This window comes from Mucilaginibacter boryungensis, from assembly GCF_015221995.1.
GTDB lineage: Bacteria > Bacteroidota > Bacteroidia > Sphingobacteriales > Sphingobacteriaceae > Mucilaginibacter > Mucilaginibacter boryungensis.
Genome location: NZ_JADFFM010000001.1, coordinates 1,288,210 through 1,309,820, shown reverse-complemented (window position 1 = coordinate 1,309,820; position 21,611 = coordinate 1,288,210). Strand labels below are relative to the sequence as shown.

Annotated in this window: 13 protein-coding genes; 5 read left to right on the top strand and 8 right to left on the bottom strand. The window is 44.2% G+C overall.

Annotation, left to right across the window (positions count from 1 at the left end; translation table 11 throughout):
- Positions 1-77 precede the first annotated feature (77 nt).
- The 6 genes from IRJ18_RS05410 to IRJ18_RS05385 form a co-directional block, all read right to left on the bottom strand.
- Positions 78-1,430, bottom strand: coding sequence for a TolC family protein (locus tag IRJ18_RS05410; RefSeq protein ID WP_194105177.1), 1,353 nt, complete (start codon positions 1,428-1,430; stop codon positions 78-80).
- A complete protein-coding gene (locus IRJ18_RS05405) occupies positions 1,414-4,542 on the bottom strand; it encodes an efflux RND transporter permease subunit (RefSeq protein ID WP_194105176.1) in 3,129 nt (1,042 codons plus the stop codon). Before IRJ18_RS05405 ends, IRJ18_RS05410 begins: the two co-directional genes overlap by 17 nt.
- Before the next feature lie 8 nt (positions 4,543-4,550).
- A complete protein-coding gene (locus IRJ18_RS05400; protein WP_194105175.1) occupies positions 4,551-5,642 on the bottom strand; it encodes an efflux RND transporter periplasmic adaptor subunit in 1,092 nt (363 codons plus the stop codon).
- Positions 5,643-5,829: 187 nt separating this feature from the next.
- Entirely contained in the window at positions 5,830-6,105 is a 276-nt protein-coding gene (locus IRJ18_RS05395) for an ArsR/SmtB family transcription factor (protein ID WP_194105174.1), read from the bottom strand.
- A gap of 298 nt (positions 6,106-6,403) precedes the next feature.
- Positions 6,404-8,047, bottom strand: a complete 1,644-nt coding sequence (locus IRJ18_RS05390) for a polysaccharide lyase (protein ID WP_194105173.1) — start codon at positions 8,045-8,047, stop codon at positions 6,404-6,406.
- A gap of 166 nt (positions 8,048-8,213) precedes the next feature.
- A complete protein-coding gene (locus IRJ18_RS05385; RefSeq protein WP_194105172.1) occupies positions 8,214-9,203 on the bottom strand; it encodes a Gfo/Idh/MocA family protein in 990 nt (329 codons plus the stop codon).
- Positions 9,204-9,390: 187 nt separating this feature from the next.
- Between IRJ18_RS05385 and IRJ18_RS05380 the strand changes: the two genes are divergently transcribed.
- Positions 9,391-10,542, top strand: coding sequence for a glycoside hydrolase family 88/105 protein (locus tag IRJ18_RS05380; protein ID WP_194105171.1), 1,152 nt, complete (start codon positions 9,391-9,393; stop codon positions 10,540-10,542).
- Between the two features lie 133 nt (positions 10,543-10,675).
- On the top strand, positions 10,676-11,857 hold the full coding sequence (locus IRJ18_RS05375) for an AIR synthase related protein (protein ID WP_194105170.1): 1,182 nt from the start codon (positions 10,676-10,678) through the stop codon (positions 11,855-11,857).
- Between the two features lie 278 nt (positions 11,858-12,135).
- Here the strand turns inward: IRJ18_RS05375 and IRJ18_RS05370 are convergent, their stop codons facing one another.
- Both IRJ18_RS05370 and IRJ18_RS05365 read right to left on the bottom strand, forming a co-directional pair.
- On the bottom strand, positions 12,136-12,660 hold the full coding sequence (locus IRJ18_RS05370; protein WP_194105169.1) for a hypothetical protein: 525 nt from the start codon (positions 12,658-12,660) through the stop codon (positions 12,136-12,138).
- A 37-nt stretch (positions 12,661-12,697) separates the two neighbouring features.
- Positions 12,698-16,030: a TonB-dependent receptor gene (locus IRJ18_RS05365; protein ID WP_194105168.1), complete on the bottom strand. Its 3,333-nt coding sequence runs from the start codon at positions 16,028-16,030 to the stop codon at positions 12,698-12,700.
- Between the two features lie 374 nt (positions 16,031-16,404).
- Here IRJ18_RS05365 and IRJ18_RS05360 point away from each other — a divergent pair, with 374 nt between their 5' ends.
- From IRJ18_RS05360 to IRJ18_RS05350, 3 genes are all read left to right on the top strand, one after another.
- Complete coding sequence (locus IRJ18_RS05360) at positions 16,405-17,664, top strand: M12 family metallopeptidase (protein WP_194105167.1); 1,260 nt, start codon at positions 16,405-16,407, stop codon at positions 17,662-17,664.
- A gap of 196 nt (positions 17,665-17,860) precedes the next feature.
- Positions 17,861-19,246 carry a dihydrolipoyl dehydrogenase gene (gene lpdA / locus IRJ18_RS05355; protein ID WP_194105166.1) on the top strand — a complete coding sequence of 462 codons (1,386 nt, stop codon included), beginning with the start codon at positions 17,861-17,863 and terminating at the stop codon, positions 19,244-19,246.
- A gap of 212 nt (positions 19,247-19,458) precedes the next feature.
- Positions 19,459-21,522: a M13 family metallopeptidase gene (locus tag IRJ18_RS05350; protein ID WP_228072569.1), complete on the top strand. Its 2,064-nt coding sequence runs from the start codon at positions 19,459-19,461 to the stop codon at positions 21,520-21,522.
- Positions 21,523-21,611: the final 89 nt, after the last annotated feature.

Below are 21,611 nucleotides of genomic sequence, written 5' to 3'. Positions count from 1 at the left end.
TGGATATGCAATTACGCTTGCGTTAAAAAGCCGGGCAAACTTGTGTTTACCCGGCTTTTAAATTATGATACTGGTTATTAATTCTTACTGGCCAATACGCGTTCCAGATCGATCTTGGCTGACTGATAATCATATATTGCTTCCAGGTAGTTTGATTTTGCGGTAGTTAAACCAAGTTCCGCGTCAAGCAATTCCAAACGCGATGCTACTCCTCTTTCATACCTGTACTGCGTAATATTGTAACTCAGGGCAGCGGTTTCCGCTACTTTCGCCTGTATTTGTATACGCTGATTGGTTTCGGCCAAATTAGCTATCACCTGTTTTACACCCACCCGCAGTTGCTCCCGCGCGTTGGTATAGTTAACGGTAGATTGTTCTACCTCAATCTTAGCCCGGGCTACTTTGGCTTTGTTGGAATTGCCAGAGAATATTGGGATAGCAAACTGTAAACCTGCGAACGATACCGGCGGCCAACTACTGCCCGACCATTTGAAACCATTGGCCTGGCTTTGCACCTGGTACTGGCCCACCAAATTAAGCACCGGCAGCTTGCCGGCTTTGGCAATATCAACCTGGCTTTGGCTAATGGTTTTATTTAATTCCAAAGCTTTCAGGTCGGGGCGCTGGGCGAGGGCTTCTTTATACAAACCTTCTTCGTCCGGTAACACATCCCCTGCATTGTAGGATAACGTGTCGGTTAGGTTCACTTCCGTTTTCTCATCCAGCGCAAGCAAAACTTTTAACTGCTGCCTGCTCACCTCAATAGCGTAGGTTAACCGCAAAATATCAGGTTCCAGGTTTTTCAGGTTGGTGAAGGCGCGCAGGGTATCAACGCGCAGGGCCTTACCTTGTGCCAGTAATGAACGGGAATCTTCCAGCGCTTTTTTGTTTCGGGTAATGCTTTCTTTTTGCAATTGCAGCCTTTTGCCCAAAACCAGCATGCGCAGGTAAACCTGTTTTACCGTAGCGGTTATGTCGGCTTCTTTATCGCGATACAGCAGCCCGGCTTGTTTTTCGTAAAGCTTTGCTTGCTTTAGCCCGGCTGTGGCCGAAGGGTTGTATAAGGATTGTACCAAACCCACCTGTGCGCCAACCTGGTCATCGCCACCAAAGCGGCTATAAGGTATACTGCCTGAAGTAGCTGGGGCACCACCCAAACCAAAGAAAACCGGCTTTTGAAAATACCTTTGGTACTGCCCCGTGATACCGATATTAGGCAGCAACAAGGCGCGCGATATTACAGTTTGTTGTTGCGCCTTGCCTATGTTCAGCGAGTCGCTTTTTAGTTCGCGGTTATGTATGCCGGCTAATCGCACGGCATCATTTATACCCAAATCAATATGCGATTGGGCATGCGCTTTGGACACCGCCAAAGCAAATATCAGCAGCACCGCCCATGCAAGCGCGTGTGCCTTAAATTGATTCTTCATATTGTAACTGAATTTGTGAGGCTGCTTTTAATTCCTGCCCCTCCACTTCTGCCTTTTTACGGGCAGGACGGGCAAAGAAGGAATATACAGCCGGGATAACATACAGGGTAAGGATACCGGCAAACACCAGTCCGCCTACTACCACTATACCTAACGATTGCCTGCTGCCGTTGGCCAAAGCAATAGGCAGGGTACCAAATATCATGGCCAGTGTGGTCATTAATATCGGCCGGAAACGGGAGATAGCCGCATTGCGTACCGCGTCCTTAATGGATTGGCCTTCCCCTTTATTATGATTGGCAAACTCTACGATAAGGATACCGTTTTTAGTGATCAGCCCTATCAGCATAATAATACCTATCTCGCTGAATATATTAACGGTGTGCCCGCTCGCCCATAAACTAAGCACTGCCCCGGTAACGGCCATTGGCACGGTTAAAAGGATGATGAACGGATCGATCAAACTTTCAAACTGGGCAGCCAGCACCAGGTAAATTAACACTATAGCGAATATAAAAGCGTATATTAAGCTTGAGCTGCTTTCGCTAAAATCGCGGCTTTGGCCGGCCAGTGCGGTTGTGAAACCTTTAGGCAGTTCTTTAGCGGCTATTTTGTCCATTTCCTGCAGTGCTTCGCCTAAACTTACACCTGCTGCAGGCGTAGCGCTAATAGTTACCGCGTAGGATTGATTGTACCTGTAAATGGCCGGCGGACTGATGCCTTCCTTTAAATTCACCAGGTTATCCAGCGATACCATCTGGGCGTTACCCGCTTTCAGGAACAGCGAACGCAAATCGTAAGGCGCCGCACGCTCTTTCCTGTCTAACTGACCAATCACTTCGTACTGTCTGTCGTTATAAATAAAGTAGCCATAACGGCGGCCTGACAGGGCCAGTTGCAGGGTTTTACCTATCTCCTGGGTTGATATGCCCAGTTGCGCAGCACGCTGACGATCGATAGAAATACTGATCTCCGGACGGTTCACCTTAAAATCGGGATCCTGGAAAGTTAACTTAGGATTGGTATAAACCGCCCCCATTATTTTCGGCATTACTTTTATCAGTTGCTGCAAATCGGGCGCTTTTATTACGTACTGCACCGGCTGCGTGGTTGCAAAGCCGCCAATGGTTGGTATTTGTATAGGGATGATCAGCACATTGCGGAACTTCTGCGATGCCACTACCAGTTTCTGGAATACCTGTTGCTGGGTCAGCCCGCTTTTACGGTCTTTAGGGTCCTTTAAAAAGATCCATTGGAAACCACCGTTAACCGGCTGTGCCAGCGTACCAACCGAGGCTGCGATACCCGAATAGGTACGCCCGCCATTTAAATCGGGGACTGAATCGTTTACAAAATTGCCCACTTGTTTCATGGTATTCTCCATACTTTCGTACGATGTACCCTCGGGGGCAATTACAGCAAGGCCTATCATGGAACGGTCTTCCAGCGGCGCCAGTTCTGATGGCAGTTTGGGTAAGATGAGATAAGCAATACCGAACGATGCAAACAGCAGGACAAACCCTAACCAGCGGTGTTTTAAAAACAAAGCCAGCGATTTGCCGTAACCGTTATTTATAGCCACAAACCATGGCTCGGTTTTGCGGTATAACCAACTATGCGATGCATTGGCCTTCAACAGGTAAGCGCTCATCATTGGCGATAAGGTTAATGCTACAAAAGCCGATATTAGTACCGAACCTGATACCACAATAGCAAACTCGCGGAATAAACGCCCGGTTATGCCGCCAAGGAACAAGATAGGCAGGAACACAGCAGCCAGGGTAATAGTTGTTGAGATAACCGCAAAGTAGATCTCGTCCGACCCTTTCCGAGCCGCCTCAATTGGCGACATACCTTTTTCTACCTTGCTGTAAATGTTCTCCAGCACTACAATCGCGTCGTCCACCACCAGGCCTATGGCCAATACTAATCCTAACAGCGTTAACACGTTGATGGAGAACCCGGCGATATACATGATAAAGAAGGCTGAAATGATAGATACCGGGATAGCCACTAATGGGATGATGGTGCTGCGCCAGTCGCGCAGGAAGATGAAAATGATCAGCGCTACCAAGCCGAAGGCGATAATAAGCGTTTCCTTTACTTCCGATAGCGAGTTACGTACCGGCACGGTAAAGTCTTTACCCAAAGCGATATCGTATTCCTTAGGCGCACTTTTTTTGATCTCTTCAAATTTTTTCTTAAACTCCTCTACAATAGCCAGCGAGTTAGCGCCGCGTTGAGGCTGCACACCTGTACCTACACCATAGCTGGCCGTTTTGCCATCAAACTCTATCATGGCGGTACGCTCGTTTTGCGATGACATTACCGCAGTTCCAATATCGCGGAAACGCACAATAGCGCCATCTTTCTGGCTCAGGATCATATTATTAAAATCCTCTTCGGTTACCAGCCTGCCCTGGGTACGCAGGGTAACTTCACTGTTCTGGCCTTCAATACGGCCGCTTGGCAAATCCACATTCTCGCGCTGCAAAGCGTCCTGGATATCCCCGGGAGTTAAACCGTACGATGCCATTTTAACGGGGTCCATCCTTAAACGCATAGAGCGCTTGCGCCCCGCATAACTATCAACAAGCCTTACGCCGGGGATAGATTGCAGGCTTTCCTTAATATTGATGTTTACAAAATCGGTAACGTCTTCCAGACTTTTGGTTTTACTTTTTACGGTAAGGAATACCAATATATCCGGCGGGCCGGATTTTTCTACAACTGTGGGTTCAATATCCGTAGGTAACTGATTACGCGATTTGGAAACTTTGTCGCGCACATCATTAGCGGCGGCTTCCAGGTCGGTGCTCAGGTTAAATTCTACAGTAATAACACTTACTTGTTCGCGCGATACAGATGATATGGCGCGGATGCCGTTTGCTTCGGCAATAGCTTCTTCCAACGGTTTGGTTACCTGCGACGCAATAATGTCGGCGCTGGCACCAGGGTAAACCGTGGTTATGGTTACAATGGGCGAATCGGTAACGGGATATTCCCGTGTGCCCAGGAATGTATAACCGACGATGCCGAAGAGTATCAGTAAAACTGACATTACTCCTGCCAGCACCGGCCGGGATATACTCATTTGTGATATAGCACTCATGATGATGATTAGTTTTGGATTGAATTAATAGTAGCCACCTGTACTGCCGCACCCGGTGAAAGGCGCATCAGGTTACTGGTGATCAGCGTATCGCCGGCTGCTAAGCCACTTAATACTTGCACGTTACGGTCGCTGCGCTGACCTGTTTGGATAGGGATCATAGTGGCTTTGTTGTTTTTAATAGCATAAACCGTATATCCTTGCGATGATGGCATTAGCGCCTGCGACGGCACCATCAGCGAATTAGGGGCCGAGTTTAAGGCGATGTTTAAACGCGCGCTTTGTCCCGGTAAAATTTCCTCTTTAGGGTTAGCGCTCACAGCACGGATCAACAGCGTGCGGGTGTTTTGATCTAATTTACTTTCATGCGCCTGTACGGTAGCGGTATAAGTTTTCTCGTTCGATTCGACAGTGAACTTTACCTTGCTGCCTTCGCGTAATACCGCGGCGTATTTTTCGGGCACGGTGAAATCAAGCTTCAAACGCGTATAATCCTCAATGTTGGTCAGCACCGTTTGCGGGGTAACAAAAGAACCGGGATAAACGTGAATGATACCAATACGGCCGCTAAATGGCGCGCGGATACGGGTTTTTGCAATCATTACCCGCAGTTGCTGCACCTGCGCCTCTATCACTTTTAAGTTAGTGAAAGTCTGGTCGTAATCCTGCTGGATAACGGCCTGGTGCTGTATCAGGTCTTTCAGGCGTTGCTCGTTCAGGCGGGCCAATTTTTGTTGCTGTAAAAGCTGTTCTAACTGAGCCTGCAAATCGGCATCATCTAACTGGAACAATAAAGCACCCGTGCCTACCACACTGCCTTCTTTCACGTTCACGCTAATAACTTTGCGGTTCAGTTCGCTTACAATATCAACGGCCTGGTTGGCCACCAGGGTACCGGTAGCTTCCATTTCGTCTTTAATAGTTTCCGGTTTTAGTATAACAGCGTCAACCGGTACGCCAACGGGGGCAGCGGCTGGCGATTTTGTTGCAGATGCGTTTTTAGCTTCGGTAGTACAGCTTACCCAGCCCAAAAACATGGCCGGGATAATGACGGCTAATAAGCCTGTTTTAAAATTGATGAAGTTATGTTGAGTTTTCATATTCAATTATTTAAATGTTTCAATATATTATTGATAAAAATGCAGGATACTATAGCTATAAAGCAAGTGTATCTGAAATGATTGCCGGGTAATGGTGTTGATGTAATTGATTTTTCATATATTTATGTATTTAAATGTATAGATGTATTAATTCTGCGCTTGACGCCAGGGAAGACAGGGGACAGTATTAACCTTTTAATTTATTAAGGTAGTTGATGTATTCGTCCAGCACTTCTTCGTTCAGCGTATATTTAAGGTTGCGCCCTTCTTTTTCAGGGATGATCAGATCTGCATCTGTAAGCTGCTTTACGTGATGCGAGATAGATGGTTGCGCCAGGGTGACAAAATCATGTATCTCGGTACAATACAAGCAGTTATTCTTCTTTTTGATCTCCTGCAATATACATACCCTGTTAGGGTCGCTGAGGGCTTTAGATATGCGCTCAAATTTTTTTAAATCCACAACTTACTTCCTTTTCCGATTCAAATGTAAATAGATATATCGAAATATGTCAATGTATTTTATTTCCTGACATATTACTGATAAACGTAAGAATAATTCGGTACAAAACTAAATTCACAATTGCAGACAAAAACTAATAAAAATCGATAAAAACGAATAAGAATAAATAATTATAAATAATAAGGAATAAAAATCGACAGGATTATCGCATTCTCAAGAAGAACAGCTAAAAAATAAAAAACGCCCCCCGAAACCAAACGGGAGGCGCTACCAATTATATACTATAAACCAAATTATACTATTTAGGCGACACTGCTTTTAACGGTACCAGGCTATTCAGGTAAACTTCAATATTGCTATACCCGCCCCCATTCTTAGCCAGCTTCGGCGAATCAGACGCATCTTTAGGGTTCAGTCCATGGGCGGTTTCATAAGCGTCGGGGATACCGTCATTATCCGTGTCTTTATATGGGATACCTTTATATTCGGGGTAACCGCCAACCTGGCTAATATCGCTGATGATACCTTGCTTATAACTATCTGGCAGGCGTTCTTTTACATATTTGGCGCCAATATGTTCTATGATCCCGCTGGTAGCATATTTAATTTTACCGGTGCGCACATCTTCTACAATACGCTCATCAACCGGGTCGCGTTTGGGTAATGAGCAACCTGCGTTAGCCAGCACGTAGGTCCAGGCATCTTTAGCAGGAATGATGGTAACCGGGTTCATTATCGGCAATGGCTTATCGGCGCGGATGCTGTCAGTATAGCGGCCGGCATCGGGCATATCCTGTATTTGCACACCGCCGTCCCAGTTGTTTTTGGTTACACGCTCGTTGCCTTCCATAATATTGCCGCTTACGTATACTTTCCCGTAATGGCTCTTATTTGCCGGGTCACGGCCTGCTTCAGGTTTCAATATCCGGTGGCCGATCGGCTCGTTCATAGGGGTAATAGGTCCCGGTTTAAAATAGTTGTTTATGAAGTTGAACAGCGATTTGTTATCGCCGCCATCGGCGCTGCGGTTCCACCAGTTAAATACTACGTTGTTGAAGAAGCCAAAATCTTCGTCCATACCAACGGATGGGTTACGGGCAATATTGTTGGCCCACAGGTTGCGCATAAACGTGCTGTTATGGCCGCCAATAGTACTGCCGAAAGCGTGGTTATAAGTATCAAGTGCTTCCGAGAAGATAGAGTTTTGGATAGTTACATTAGTAGTAGCCATCTTCTCTTGTTTCTGGCCTTTTCTATCGTATACATGGCGATAAATGGACATGTTCTCATCTAAGCCCCAGCTTGCGCTTACATGGTCGATAATAATATTACCCACCGGGTTACCGCCCAAAGCGTCATCACGGCGGGCCACATCAGTAGCGCCGCGACGGAACCGCAGGTAACGGATCACCACATCGTGCGTATCTATCCAGGTTGATTCACCCGCCACACAGATGCCATCGCCGGGGGCAGACTGGCCTTCAATAGTAATATAAGGCGCACGGATACTGATAGGATCGGTCAAATGGATAATCCCCGATACATTAAAAACAATAATACGCGGGCCGCCTTGTTCGCAGGCTTCGCGCAGGGTACCCGGGCCATGATCGGCCAGGCTGGTTACTACAATAACCCTCCCGCCGCGACCACCGGAGGTATACATACCACCCCCTTCAGCACCAGGGAATGCGGGGATTTTAGCTTGTGGCAAATCAGATGGTTTATTAGCCCAGGGGATATATGGTTTGCCTTCCTTTTCATTACGTTCAATAATTGGAAGGGCTTTGGCCCAGGCAATGTCCGAACGCTTTTTGGCTTCATCCAATGCCGAATCGGCTTTGGCTTGCACAGCAGGCGGTATCCTGGGGTATTGTGCTTGGGCCGTTTTAACAAATATCAAGGCAACAGCCAAAGTTGTCAGGCGTATTAAATTTTTACTCATTTCCGGTAGGTTATACTTAGCAGGTTATAATAATGTATTTCAAATATGCGGCCTGTTCGGGCAGTTTTCATATAACATATTTACAACATATTGTATAATCTTATCATGCCCGATATCGCCTCTGTGTATGTAATGATAACGTTACGAGGAAAATATGGTCAGTCGCCTACAGGTGGGCCCACTCCCCTTTCTTTCCGCTTTCAAACAGTGCATCAATCACCCGCATGTTCCCCAGCGCATCGCTTAAAGGGGTTGGTACAGGCGTATCATTTAATATGGCTTTGGCAAATGCGTCAACCTGTTGGGTGTATTGGTTAGTTATGGGTATAATAATTTCTTCAACAATGCGGTCACGTTGTAAAAACAGGCGGCATGGCGTATCGTTAGGTGCATTAACTGGTATTTCTATTTCCAGCCGGCCTTTAGCACCAAATATGTTTAATTGTTGAAATGGTTCTAATTGTGTGGAACAGGTAAAAGTAGCCTGCCTGCCGCTGCCAAAATCCAACAGGCCCGATGTTAGGGCATCTACCCCAAAATTAGCGTCGATGTTTAACAGACCGACCACCCGCTCAGGCTCGGCGTTAAAAATAAACCGGGGAAAGGAGATACAATAGCAGCCTATATCCATTAATGCCCCGCCACCCGCTTTATTCCGAATATTGCCGGCATCAACGTTGTAGTATGAGAACGTGCATTGTACATTTCTCACTCCGCCCAGTGCGCCGTCATCAACCAATTGTTTAGCCTTTTGCCATTGCGGATGAAAGCGGTACATAAAGGCTTCCATTACTTTCAAATGCGGGTATTGCGCGGTACCATCAATCAGGCGCTGTGCATCGCGGACGTTCAGGCCGATAGGCTTTTCGCACAGTACATGTTTGCCCGCCGCCAGGGCTTGCAGGGTATAATCAACATGCATTTGGTTGGGCAGCGGGATATACAGCGCGTCTATACCAGGGTCATTTAACAATTCCTTATAACTGCCATAAGCCTTGGGAATATCCAAATCGGCGGCCGTTTGTTCGGCTTTGTTTTTATCTGATGATGCAATAGCAGCCACCTGGCCCAACTGGCTTTGTTTTATAGCGGGTATAACCTGTGTGCGTGCTATTTTGGCGGTACTCAAAATGCCCCAGCGTATTTTATCTTTCATTTTAACGGTAATGTTTAATAGAATAAATGTATAAAAAACCCTTATATCATTTCAAGCTACAAAAATGTTTAGGTGCGTATAGTGTTATGCGAGGTTAATTACGTTGAATTAATTGCGCATCCTGAGTTTTCGCCGGAATGCAATAATTATATACCTTTAAAAACTTAATCATCGCAAACCAATTAAAATGTCATCTGCTAAAAACAAATTATTTGCTGCTTTTACTGCTGCAGCACTTTTTATAGGTTATCAGCCCGTTGCATCGGCACGAGGCATGGAAAAAGATTCGACCTTAAAGAAGAAATACATTGTAAACATTATGCATAAGGTTGCCGACTGGCAACTGAACGCCTGGAACACCACCGGCTTTAAGCACCCTAAAGTTGACTGGACAAACGCCGCCGCGTATACGGGGTTGTACGCGTTTGGCAGCATGAAAGGGAATGATAAATATCTTGATTTCCTGGTTAACGTTGGCAACTCGCTGAATTGGAATACCGGTAAAAGCCGCTTTATGGCCGATGATTATTGCATCGGGCAAATATATTCGTTGCTGTATATGAAATATAAAGACAAAAAAATGATTGCGCCGTTCATTCAGTTAGCTGATAGCATTGTGGCTAAACCGCATGATGAAGGCCTGGAATGGAAGAACCGCATACAATTGCGCGAGTGGGCCTGGTGCGATGCCTTATTTATGGGGCCAACCGCGCTTAGCTACTTAAGTACTGCAACTGGCGACCCGAAATACCTGAACACTGCCAGCAAACTATGGTGGAAAACGACAGATTACCTGTACGATAATGAGGAGCACTTATACTTTCGCGATGGTAGTTACCTGCAAAAGAAAGAAAAGAATGGCAAAAAAGTATTTTGGAGCCGTGGCAATGGCTGGGTGCTGGGCGGCCTGGTAAGGGTGCTTGATAATATGCCTGCCAACCATCCCGACAGGAAAAGGTTCGAAACGCTTTATAAAGATATGGAAGCCAAAATAGCTTCAATCCAACAGCCTGATGGCAGCTGGCATGCATCGCTGTTGGACCCGGAAAGCTATCCGGTTAAAGAAACCAGCGGCACCGGGTTTTACTGCTATTCTATTTTGTGGGGACTGAACCATGGTTTGTTAGATGAAAAAACCTATTGGCCAGTAGCTAAAAAAGCCTGGGCTGCGCTTACTTCATCTGTCCACCCCGATGGTATGTTAGGCTATGTACAGCGCATTGGCGCCGCACCTGACGGTGTCGATTTTAACAGCACCGAAGTGTATGGCGTAGGCGCTTTCCTGCTTAGTGGCACGCAATTGTACCAGTATGTAAGTAAACATCCGAAGGCGCAGTAAACCCTTTGTCATTGCGAGCGATAGCGTGGCAATCTCGTAGTATGCTAATCAAACTACGAGATTGCCACGTCGCACTTTCGCTCTTTCCCTAACAAGCTCCTCGCAATGACAATTTATATGATTATATTTGCCCATGACTTCTTCGCAAAGGTATGACCAAAGAGGCGTATCCGCATCTAAGGATGATGTACACAATGCCATTAAAAACATTGATAAGGGTATCTTCCCCCAGGCTTTCTGCAAAATAATTCCGGATATTTTAAGTAACGACCCTGCATGGTGCAACATTATGCATGCCGATGGGGCAGGTACCAAATCGTCTTTAGCTTATAGCTACTGGAAGCAAACCGGCGATATTTCCGTATGGCGTGGTATCGCGCAGGATGCGGTTATTATGAACCTTGACGATTTGCTATGCGTAGGCGCTACCGATAATATCCTGCTGTCATCAACCATCGGCCGTAATAAAAACCTGATACCCGGCGAAGTGATTGCCGCGGTGATAAACGGTACCGAAGAAGTTTTAGCCGATCTGCGTTCAGCTGGTATAGGCATTTATTCAACAGGTGGTGAAACCGCCGATGTGGGCGACCTGGTACGCACTATTATTGTCGATTCAACCGTTACCTGCCGTATGAAACGCAGCGAGGTGATATCAAACCATACCATACAGCCCGGCGACGTGATTGTGGGCTTATCCTCATCGGGACAAGCCACCTATGAAACCGAATATAATGGTGGTATGGGTTCAAACGGCCTTACTTCGGCTCGGCACGATGTGTTCAATAAATCGGTTGCCAACAGCTACCCCGAAAGCTATGACCCTGCCGTTCCTCAGGATTTAGTATTCTCGGGCAGTAAACAGCTAACGGATATGGTTGATATAGGCAACGGTCAAAGCATTACCGCAGGCAAGCTGGTGCTATCTCCAACACGCACCTACGCGCCTATTATCAAACGGATATTAGACAAGTACCGCCCGCAAATACATGGCATGGTACATTGTAGCGGCGGCGCGCAAACCAAGGTGCTGCATTTTATTAATAACCTGCACATTATAAAAGATAACCTGTTCCCTGCCCCACCATTGTTTAAACTGATCCAAAGCGAATCGGGCACCAGCTGGCAGGAAATGTATAAAGTATTTAATATGGGCCACCGTATGGAAATATATGTACCCCGCGCTATTGCCGATGAACTGATAGCCATATCAAAAAGCTTTAACGTAGATGCGCAGATTATTGGCCATGTGGAAGCTTCGGACAAGAAACATGTAACTGTGCGTTCAGAGTTTGGGGAGTTTATTTACAATTAATCCTGATTTTAGGCATATACGTATCCTGAACTTGTTCAGCTCCACTTGTAAAGTTTTCACATGATGGACCTCGTAATGGGATGCCGAAATAAATTCGGCATGACGCGGAGAATAAATACTCATACCGTCATCCTGAACTTGTTTCAGGATCTCACATGCAAAGCTTTCACATATACCTTGTAATGAGATGCCGAAATAAATTCGGTATGATGCAGATACAACAAAAAAAGCCCTGGTTGCATATGCAACCAGGGCTTTAATCATTATAACCTTAGCAATTAACTAACTGTAAACAGTTTGCTAATGGTAAAGGTTGAAACCTGGCCATCACTGGTGCGGGCATAACCTTTAAGGGTATATATCTTACCTGATGTTAACTTATTTAATTTAATAAGTATGGTACCATTATACACTATTGTATTAGGGTAAGTTGTATCCGGATTAGTATAAGATATTTTACCTGCAGTACCTACCGGAGTAGTTGCCGGAGTAGTTGCCGGGGTAGTTGAATCAAACCCAGACCATGAATTAAAATGGATAGTTTGTACCAGCGTTTGGGTAGAGGTAGTGTTATCATATATCTCCAGATCAAATGCGCCTGGTGTTAACTTGGTTAAAGTAGCACCGAATGTTAATTGTATAACACTGGTAGTACTAAACGGAGCGGGGGTAATTAAACCTATGCTGCTCAATTGTACCGGCGGAAGCTTTGCTTCAATACCAACCACATCGGCCTTTTTGGTGCACGAGAACATGGTGATAGCTAATAATCCGGTTAAGGCAGCGCTTATATATTTTTTCATTTTCATTTTTTTTATTTCTATTAAACAATACAACAATTTAGAAAATGTATTTAGCACCAATTAATATGCTCCAGGTAGTAGCAGAAGTTGCATCCTGGAATGGAGTATTAACCAATTTGCCATTTAACTGCCTAACAGTATAGGTTGGTAAGCCGGTAGTGGCGTCAATTGCCGTTAGTACCGGTGAGGTAGTAGTAGCAAATTTCTGGATACCCCAATACTTGTTCAATAAGTTTGGCAAGTTTTGTACTACTGCGCTAAATTCCAAGGTGTGTTTGTGGTTGTTGCCAGTATTTATATAAAAATCTTGCAGAACGTTTAAATCAACACGGGTGTACCAAGGTAAGAACGCAGCGTTCCTGTCGGCAAATTCGCCCCGGTGTTTTTTCAGGTACGGGGTGTTGTTAATAAATTGCTCTAAAGCAGCTTGCTGTTGTTGTACGGTGTAAGTATAAGTAACCCCATTTACGGTAGCGGTATATTGAACAATGTTCAGTTCGCTTGCACGTTTCGGGATGTACATCAAATCTGACGCATTACCATCACCATTAATATCATTACCATAGATATAGCTCAATGGAGGTAAGCTTGAGTTTGAGCCACCTGCCTGACCTTGTAAGAACAGACCAACAGTAGTTGAAGCATGACCCAGGTAATTGAATTTATAACTGGCGTTAGCTACGATACGGTGAGGTACATAATAGCTTGAGTTGCGCAGCTCGACATCGTTAGATGTACCTACATTGTAATTACTTTGCCATACCGAAGTAGCAGTTGAACCTACGTTAGGGGTAACTTCTTTAGAAACAGTGTAGGTATAGGCAACACTTGCGCTTAATCCGTTATTGAACGCTTTAGTTAACTGGCCAGTGAAGGCAGCAGAGTATCCTTTGTTAGTGTTCTCTAATACAATTACCGAACTAAGGTTAGGGTAAATAGCACGGTCTATAGCTTGTACAGCATTGTTAGTACCTGTACCCACATAACGTATACGGGTTAAATCACCTTCGTTAATAGTACCTGTAGGCGCTTTCAGGTTAGCGTTGCGCACTTTGGTAGCATTAATGTCTTTAGTATATAAAGCTTCAAATAATGCTGACCAGCCACTGCCTAAGTTTTTCTCGGCAGCAAAATCGGTACGGAAAACCTGCGGGAATTTGTAGTTAGGATCTAACAACGCGGTGTTTGGCTGTGCAGTTGTACCTGCTGTTTGCGGGAACAAGTTTGCGTAAGTAGCCGGGTTTGGATTAAATTTAATCGTAGCCAGTTGTGCCGCTGTGGCAATACCACCAAACTGGTACATACCGCTATTGCTTGGCGCGTTGGTTAATGATACGTAAGGGATACGGCCGGTAAAGATACCCATACCGCCACGTAACACTAATGATTTATCATCAAGCAAGTTTAAGCGGAAACCTACCCTTGGCGAGAAGATGAATCTGGTAGTAGGGAATTTACCGCCATTATATGATCTTAAGTTACCGTTCTGATCTGGCAACTGAAGCGCAGTAACCTGAGGGTTTTCAACCGGGTCCTGTAAATAAGTAGGTCTGTCAACACGAATACCGTAAGTTAATTTAAAGTCGGGGTTAACATTGTACTCATCCTGTACATAAGCGCTCCACTGACCAATTTTCAAGTCAGCTGAAAATACTTTATCTACACCTGGTATTAATGAATAGGTGTATGAAAAATAGATTGGCGCCCTGTCATTCAGAAAATCATCTAACGAGTTGTAGATGTAATGACCGTTTGAACCTGGCATAAACGCGTTACCCACCCTTTGGTATTCGTAATTGATACCCGCAGTTAACGTGTGCTTGCCTGCATAATAGGTGAAGTTATCGGTGTAGCTGGTAGAGTTATCTATAACCTCATTATTGTTGGTGAACGGGTCCATACCAGCAGTAATGTAGTTACTGTTAGCACCATTAAAAATATCAATCGTTGGGAAAACCGAACCACCAAAGGTACGGGGGTTATCATATTTTTTAAAGGCCACCAATAACTGATTGCTCATGCTTGAATTGAAACGAGTGTTTAACTCGGCAGTACCGGTAGCAACTACGTTTTTGAAACCGTAGTTAGAGTTCTGGAAAGCAATAGATTGATTTGCACTATAACGTGGATTAGGTAAATTGGTACGGCTGGCTGCAGCTACACCTGTAGTAACATTGCTTGAAATAAACGCCCCTCCGTTAGCAATTGATTGTGCATTGACCTGCTGATCGCTGGTTGCATTCAAGTAGCTATATTTAATGGTAAATTTATTTTTATCGTTGATGTTCCAGTCCAACTTAGCCAAAATGTTTTTCTTCTTTGGCTGGAAAGCCGGGAAGTTATCAAAGCCACCGGTTTCATAACCTTTACCTTTTAAATAATTCTGAACGCTGGTTAACTCAGCAACAGTAGCCGGTGTAACCTGGCCGGTACCTGAACCATTGGTTGGTGAATAGGAAATACCTGGGTTGGTTGATTTTTCAGTTTCGTAGTTGGCAAAGAAGAACAATTTATTTTTAATAATGGGGCCGCCTACTGTAAAACCATAAGTATTGGTTTTTGATTTAGCTACGTTGTTACCGATAAAGTTATCGCCGATGTAGTTACCGTTGAAAGATTGGTCTTTATAATAGGTATAAGCCGAACCGTGGAATGTGTTGGTACCGCTTTTTGTAGTAGCATATATACCTGCACCGGTAAAGCCTGCCTGCCTAACGTCGAATGGGGCAATATTAACCGAGATCTCATCGTAAGCTTCGATTGAGATTGGCTGTGCACCACCACCCGGAAGTGGGTCTGAAGATGTGCCGAAAGTGTTGTTTAGGTTAGCGCCATCCACAGTGGTATTGTTTAAGCGGTTATCGCGCCCGGCAAAACTTGTACCTGTTGATTGTGGGGTTAAACGCGTATAATCAACTATACTGCGGCTAATTGAAGGCAAAGCAGCAATTTGCGCGCGGTTAATGTTGGTGCTTGCACCCAGTTTACCTGAAGTATTTACTTTAGTGCCAGAGATTTTCACCTCCTGTAAATTTACACCGGTTTCGGCCAATGTAGTGTTAAGGATAAAGGTTTGACCTAATTGCAGGGTAATACCTTCGTAAGTAGTTGACTTAAAGCCAATGAAAGAGACATCAACCCTGTACGGACCGCCGATACGCATACCAGGGATGGTATACAAACCGTTAGCGTTGGTTGAAGTTGAGTACGTTGTACCTGATGGTACGTGTACTGCTTTAACAGTTGCACCTGGCAATGTTACGCCCTTACTGTCTTTAATAGTACCAGAAATAGCACTGGTAGTTACCTGCGCAAAGGCTACGCATGCGGTGAACATGGAAATTAATAAAATGAGTAAATGCTTCCTCATACTTTGTTTGTTTAAGTTAAATATTATAAACCTGTTTTGTGGGCAAAGATAATTAATGGTTTGCATGCCTATGTTAAGTTATTGTTAACAATTTTTCAGTGTTTTTCAACACATTAAGGTTGCAAACACCCCTTAACAGAACAAAATTTTCTTTTTTTTCAAATCCCATAATTTTATTAATTCTTTTATGCATGTAAGCCTATGTAAAATTTATTTAATATGGAATTTCTATTATTATGGTAGTTTTAAAAATTTGTTAGTAACTGTACACTTTGCTATTATGTTGCCTTAAACTAAGGTAATCACTCATAACCTTTATAGAAACTGTCCGTATAAGAGTAACAAGAACTTTTTAACAACTTAAACTTATCACAATGAAAAAGAAAAAAATTTTTACCACTAGCGTAAAAACGTTGGTATTAGGCATTCTGATATTATCTATCGGATCATGTAAAAAACAATCCTTAACAGTTGAGCCCTCCAATAAAAATGTCAACGTATCATTTACTCCCCCCAGCCCTGTTGGTAAATTACATACGCTCCATTTTGCAAATCATAGCACATTACATCTTGTTGAAACTACTACTGGTGAGTTTTATATGGGTGGTGATATAGTGCTATCAAAAGAGCAGGTAAATATGTTGATGAATGACACCTTGAAAAGTAAAAAGTCAAGTCTCCATCTCAATAGTACGTTTAACACCGATTTCACAAAACTATGGCCTAATAAAACAATTTATTACACCATAGATAATCCTGATAACGTATCAACTATAAACGCTGCTATAGCTCATTGGGAGAGCAATACTGCAATTCGATTTGTTCAGCGTACTAACCAGGCTAACTATGTCACGTTTACTTGCTGCCCGCAAAACGGTAACGCTGCAGGAGATTCTGAAATAGGCATGAAAGGCGGACAGCAATTTATCAGATTAAATGGCGTAGTATCCTTACAGACAATTATTCATGAAATCGGTCACACTGTGGGATTATTTCACGAACAGCAAAGGGCTGACAGAGATTTATATGTGTATATTAACTACTCCAATATCAAATCTAGCTTCACTGCAGATTATGATACATATATCCAAAATAATAAAATGGGTGCTGAAACGGGTCCATATGATTTTAACTCAGTAATGGGATACGATTATTATTATAGTTCTGTTGGATATGCTGGAAACACTAGTCCACAAATACAGCCATTAAATCCAAATTTACCAAGCTATTTTTTCCAGGGTTCGGGTTTATCTGCAGGTGATATCGAGGGTGTAAGGCTTATGTACACCCCTATCTATGTGACTTATAATATCACCGAAACGGTATATGAAGCATCAGAATTTGTAGACAATCGTGATCAGGAAGTAAGCGTAAATTTCTGGGCCGATGCGGCACATACAATACCGGGTAGCCCCCGTAGTGTTGATTTCATAATTTATCATACCCGTGATACAGGTGCGGATCAGTACAATGGGCCCATACATGATATTTTACAATGGACACCTTCCCGGATAAATATAGGCGATAGTTATTTATATCTTGGAACTATGCAACAACGGATGTTTTATAATCAGCGAATGGATTTAGAACCTGGTAGCTATTATGAAAGTATGGGATTAACTCAAGTTCATTAAGTAATCAACAGAGCTCGGATATTCCGAGCTCTGTTGATTAAAGTGCTATGATATTCTTTCATAGTTTATCGCAGATACCTTTTCTATATGTGTAGTCAGTTTGTAATATACATAATCTAACAACCACAATATTTTTCATTCCGTGGTTTTTGTTTAGCTTTGGCTCAAATTCAAAAAAGCATTATTTAATCATACTATGGATTACGATGTAATTGTTATAGGGTCGGGCCCGGGCGGCTATGTAGCTGCAATCCGCGCATCCCAGCTGGGTTTAAAAACCGCAGTAGTTGAAAGAGAGTCCCTTGGCGGTATTTGCCTTAATTGGGGCTGTATCCCAACCAAAGCGCTGTTAAAAAGCGCCCAGGTATTTGAATACCTTAACCACGCGGCCGATTACGGTATTAAAGTAGCCGGTGGCGAAGTGGATTTTGAAGCCGTAGTAAAACGCAGCCGCGGTGTAGCTGATGGCATGAGCAAAGGTGTTCAGTTCCTGATGAAGAAGAATAAAATTGATGTAATAGTAGGTACCGGCAAGTTGAAGGGCAAAGGCCAGGTTGAAGTAAGCAACGATAGTGGCGCCAAAACTTATACCGCTAAACATATTATATTAGCTACAGGCGGCCGCAGCCGCGAATTGCCAAACCTGAAACAGGATGGCAAAAAAGTAATTGGCTACCGCCAGGCTATGGTGTTGCCAAAACAGCCAAAATCAATGGTGGTAGTTGGCTCGGGCGCAATCGGTATCGAGTTTGCTTATTTTTATAATGCTATTGGCACCAAGGTTACCGTAGTTGAATTTTTAGATAACATCGTTCCGCTGGAGGACGAGGAGATCTCGAAACAACTGGCACGCATCTTAAAGAAACAAGGTATCAACATCATGACTGGCTCTACCGTTGAATCGGTTGATTCGAGCGGCGAGCTTTGCAAAGTGAATGTAAAAACTGCTACCGGTGTTGAAGTGCTGGAAGCTGAAGTTGTATTATCAGCCATTGGTATCTCTACCAATATTGAAGGTATTGGTTTGGAAGAAACCGGCGTAAAAACCGATAAAGGCAAGGTACTGGTTGATGATTATTACAAAACCAACGTTGAAGGTGTTTATGCCATTGGCGATATTGTTAAAGGTCAGGCACTGGCCCACGTAGCTTCGGCCGAAGGTATTACCTGTGTAGAAAAGATTGCGGGTTTAAATCCCGAGCCTATTAATTATAATAACATCCCTGGCTGTACTTATTGCGCCCCTGAAGTTGCATCGGTAGGTTATACCGAAAAAGCGGCTAAGGAAGCAGGTTATGAAATTAAGGTAGGTAAGTTCCCATTCTCGGCATCGGGCAAAGCCAGTGCCGCAGGTGCTAAAGACGGTTTTGTTAAAGTGATTTTTGATGCGAAGTATGGCGAGTTTTTAGGCGCGCATATGCTGGGCCATAACGTTACCGAAATGATTGCCGAAGTAGTTGCCGCACGTAAGCTGGAAACTACCGGTCACGAGATCATTAAAACCATTCATCCACACCCTACCATGAGCGAGGCACTGATGGAAGCAGCCGCTGATGCTTACGGCGAAGTGATACACCTGTAATCAGTAATTAGAGATTGGTTGATTAGAGATTAATCAACCACAACAAAAAAAGCCTGTCTGATTTTATCAGGCAGGCTTTTTTTGTGATATACTGCGGCCTGCATACTCTACCATTTTACTATATTATAACACAAATAATACACTGCATGTAAGCCTATATTACTTGCAGTAAACCGGTGAAACTGTTAGTTTTACCTTTCTAACAAATTCTCATGAGTATTAAATTTAGTCAATTAACAACTGCCGGGGCTGTATGCTTTTCGGCAGGTATCTTCATGGCTTTCCAGGCGCAGGCACAGCACGATTCGCCAAAGTCTATAGCTGGAAAATATATCGTTGAAAAAAACATGGATAAAACCGTTGCCCCAGGTAACGACTTTTACGAATATGCCAATGGTAACTGGATAAAAGAAAACCCTATCCCCGCCAAGGAAACCCGCTGGGGTACATTCAATATCCTGCGCGACGAGAACAACAAAAAAGTACAAAGCATATTAGTTGATGCTGGTAAACCCGGACAAAAACCCGGCAGCGCCAAACAACGCGTGGGCGACCTATACTACAGTGCTATGGATAGTCTTACCATTGAAAAACGCGGCTACGCTCCTATCGCCAGGGATTTAGAACGCATTGGCCAGATAAAAACAGTTGATGGTATTATTAATGAGGTAACTTTCGACCGTGTGAATGGCGCGAGCGTTGGTTTATTCAACGTTGGTGTGGGTACCGATACCAAACACCCTGATACTTACATTACCAACTTCGGCGCCGGCGCTACCAGCTTGCCCGACAGGGATAATTACCTGAAAAGCGATCCACGCAGCCTGAAAATACAAACTGCTTACAAAAAATACATTACCGATATGTTTGTATTGGTAGGCACCAGCCCTGCTGAAGCAGCCAAAAATGCTGAAACTGTTTTCAACATTGAAAAACAAATGGCTTCGGCGCAAAAAAGCCGTGTTGAAATGCGCGACCCTAATGCCAACTACAATAAGGTGAATATTGATGAGTTCAGTAAAAACTATCAGCATTTTAATTTCAGGCAAATACTGGCTGCCTCAAAAATTACCGGACAGGATAGCATGCTGGTATCACAGCCCAAAACCGTTAAAAACCTGGACGAGATGCTTAACACCGTGCCGGTTGCCGATTGGCAGGTGTATTTAAAATGGCATTTATTACGCGGGGCGGCCGGATCGTTAAGCTCGCCATTTGTAAAAACCACCTTTGCTTATACCAGTACCTTGAGCGGGCAGCAAGTGCAGACCCCGCGTAACGAACGTATGGCCAACCTGGTTGACGGTAGTTTGCCCGACCTGTTGGGCCAGCTTTATGTAGAGAAATATTTCCCACAGGCAGCAAAAACCTATATGGTAAACCTGGTGAACAACCTTAAAGTTGCTTTGGGCGAACGTATACAAGGTTTAGATTGGATGAGCGCCGAGACTAAAGAACGTGCGCTTAAAAAGCTGGCTGCTTTCTCGGTAAAGATCGCCTATCCTGATAAATGGCAAAACTACGATGGCTTAACCATTAACCGTAACGATTATTATGGTAACCTGCGCAGGATATCCCTTTACCGTTATAATGAAAATGTTGGCCACCTGGGTAAACCGGTTGATAAAACCCGCATGGGGATGAGCCCTCCTACAGTTAACGCGTCATATAGTCCTAATCGTAACGAGATCACTTTCCCGGCTGGTATTTTGCAGGCCCCTTTCTTTGATTTTGAGGCTGACGATGCCATGAACTATGGTGGTATTGGTGCCGTTATCGGTCACGAAATGACACACGGATTTGACGACCAGGGTCGCCAGTTTGATTATGATGGCGCTTTACGCGATTGGTGGACACCGGAAGATGCCGCCAAATTTAAAGCCAAAGCCGAAAAGGTAGCACAGCAATACGATGCTTTTACTATTTTAGATACTGTACACGTAAATGGCAAGTTAACGTTAGGTGAAAACCTTGCCGACCTTGGTGGGTTAAACGTTGCTTACACCGCATTCAAGAAAACTAAAGAGGGACAAAGCAATACTAAAATTGATGGCTTTACGCCAGATCAGCGCTTCTTTATGTCGTGGGCACAGGTATGGCGCGGTTCACAACGGCCGGAAGCTGCACAAACCAGCATCCAAACCGACCCGCACTCGCCTGCGCAGGCCCGTGGAAACCTGCCTTTAACCAATATTGATGCCTGGTACAACGCGTTTGATATTAAACCGACAAACAAGCTATATAAAAAGCCGGAAGACCGTATTAAGATATGGTAACCCGTTACCAGTTTTAAATTAATTCAAAAGCCCTCAGCTATGGTCGAGGGCTTTTGTGATTATCCCGTCAATAAATAAGCGAAAATCAC

Excerpts from the sequence above, each read along its gene's own strand:
- IRJ18_RS05410 (WP_194105177.1), bottom strand. The coding sequence starts at position 1,430 with ATGAAGAATCAATTTAAGGCACACGCGCTTGCATGGGCGGTGCTGCTG.
- IRJ18_RS05405 (WP_194105176.1), bottom strand. The coding sequence starts at position 4,542 with ATGAGTGCTATATCACAAATGAGTATATCCCGGCCGGTGCTGGCAGGA.
- IRJ18_RS05400 (WP_194105175.1), bottom strand. The coding sequence starts at position 5,642 with ATGAAAACTCAACATAACTTCATCAATTTTAAAACAGGCTTATTAGCC.
- IRJ18_RS05390 (WP_194105173.1), bottom strand. The coding sequence starts at position 8,047 with ATGAGTAAAAATTTAATACGCCTGACAACTTTGGCTGTTGCCTTGATA.
- IRJ18_RS05385 (WP_194105172.1), bottom strand. The coding sequence starts at position 9,203 with ATGAAAGATAAAATACGCTGGGGCATTTTGAGTACCGCCAAAATAGCA.
- IRJ18_RS05380 (WP_194105171.1), top strand. The coding sequence starts at position 9,391 with ATGTCATCTGCTAAAAACAAATTATTTGCTGCTTTTACTGCTGCAGCA.
- IRJ18_RS05375 (WP_194105170.1), top strand. The coding sequence starts at position 10,676 with ATGACTTCTTCGCAAAGGTATGACCAAAGAGGCGTATCCGCATCTAAG.
- IRJ18_RS05370 (WP_194105169.1), bottom strand. The coding sequence starts at position 12,660 with ATGAAAAAATATATAAGCGCTGCCTTAACCGGATTATTAGCTATCACC.
- IRJ18_RS05365 (WP_194105168.1), bottom strand. The coding sequence starts at position 16,030 with ATGAGGAAGCATTTACTCATTTTATTAATTTCCATGTTCACCGCATGC.
- IRJ18_RS05360 (WP_194105167.1), top strand. The coding sequence starts at position 16,405 with ATGAAAAAGAAAAAAATTTTTACCACTAGCGTAAAAACGTTGGTATTA.
- lpdA (WP_194105166.1), top strand. The coding sequence starts at position 17,861 with ATGGATTACGATGTAATTGTTATAGGGTCGGGCCCGGGCGGCTATGTA.
- IRJ18_RS05350 (WP_228072569.1), top strand. The coding sequence starts at position 19,459 with ATGAGTATTAAATTTAGTCAATTAACAACTGCCGGGGCTGTATGCTTT.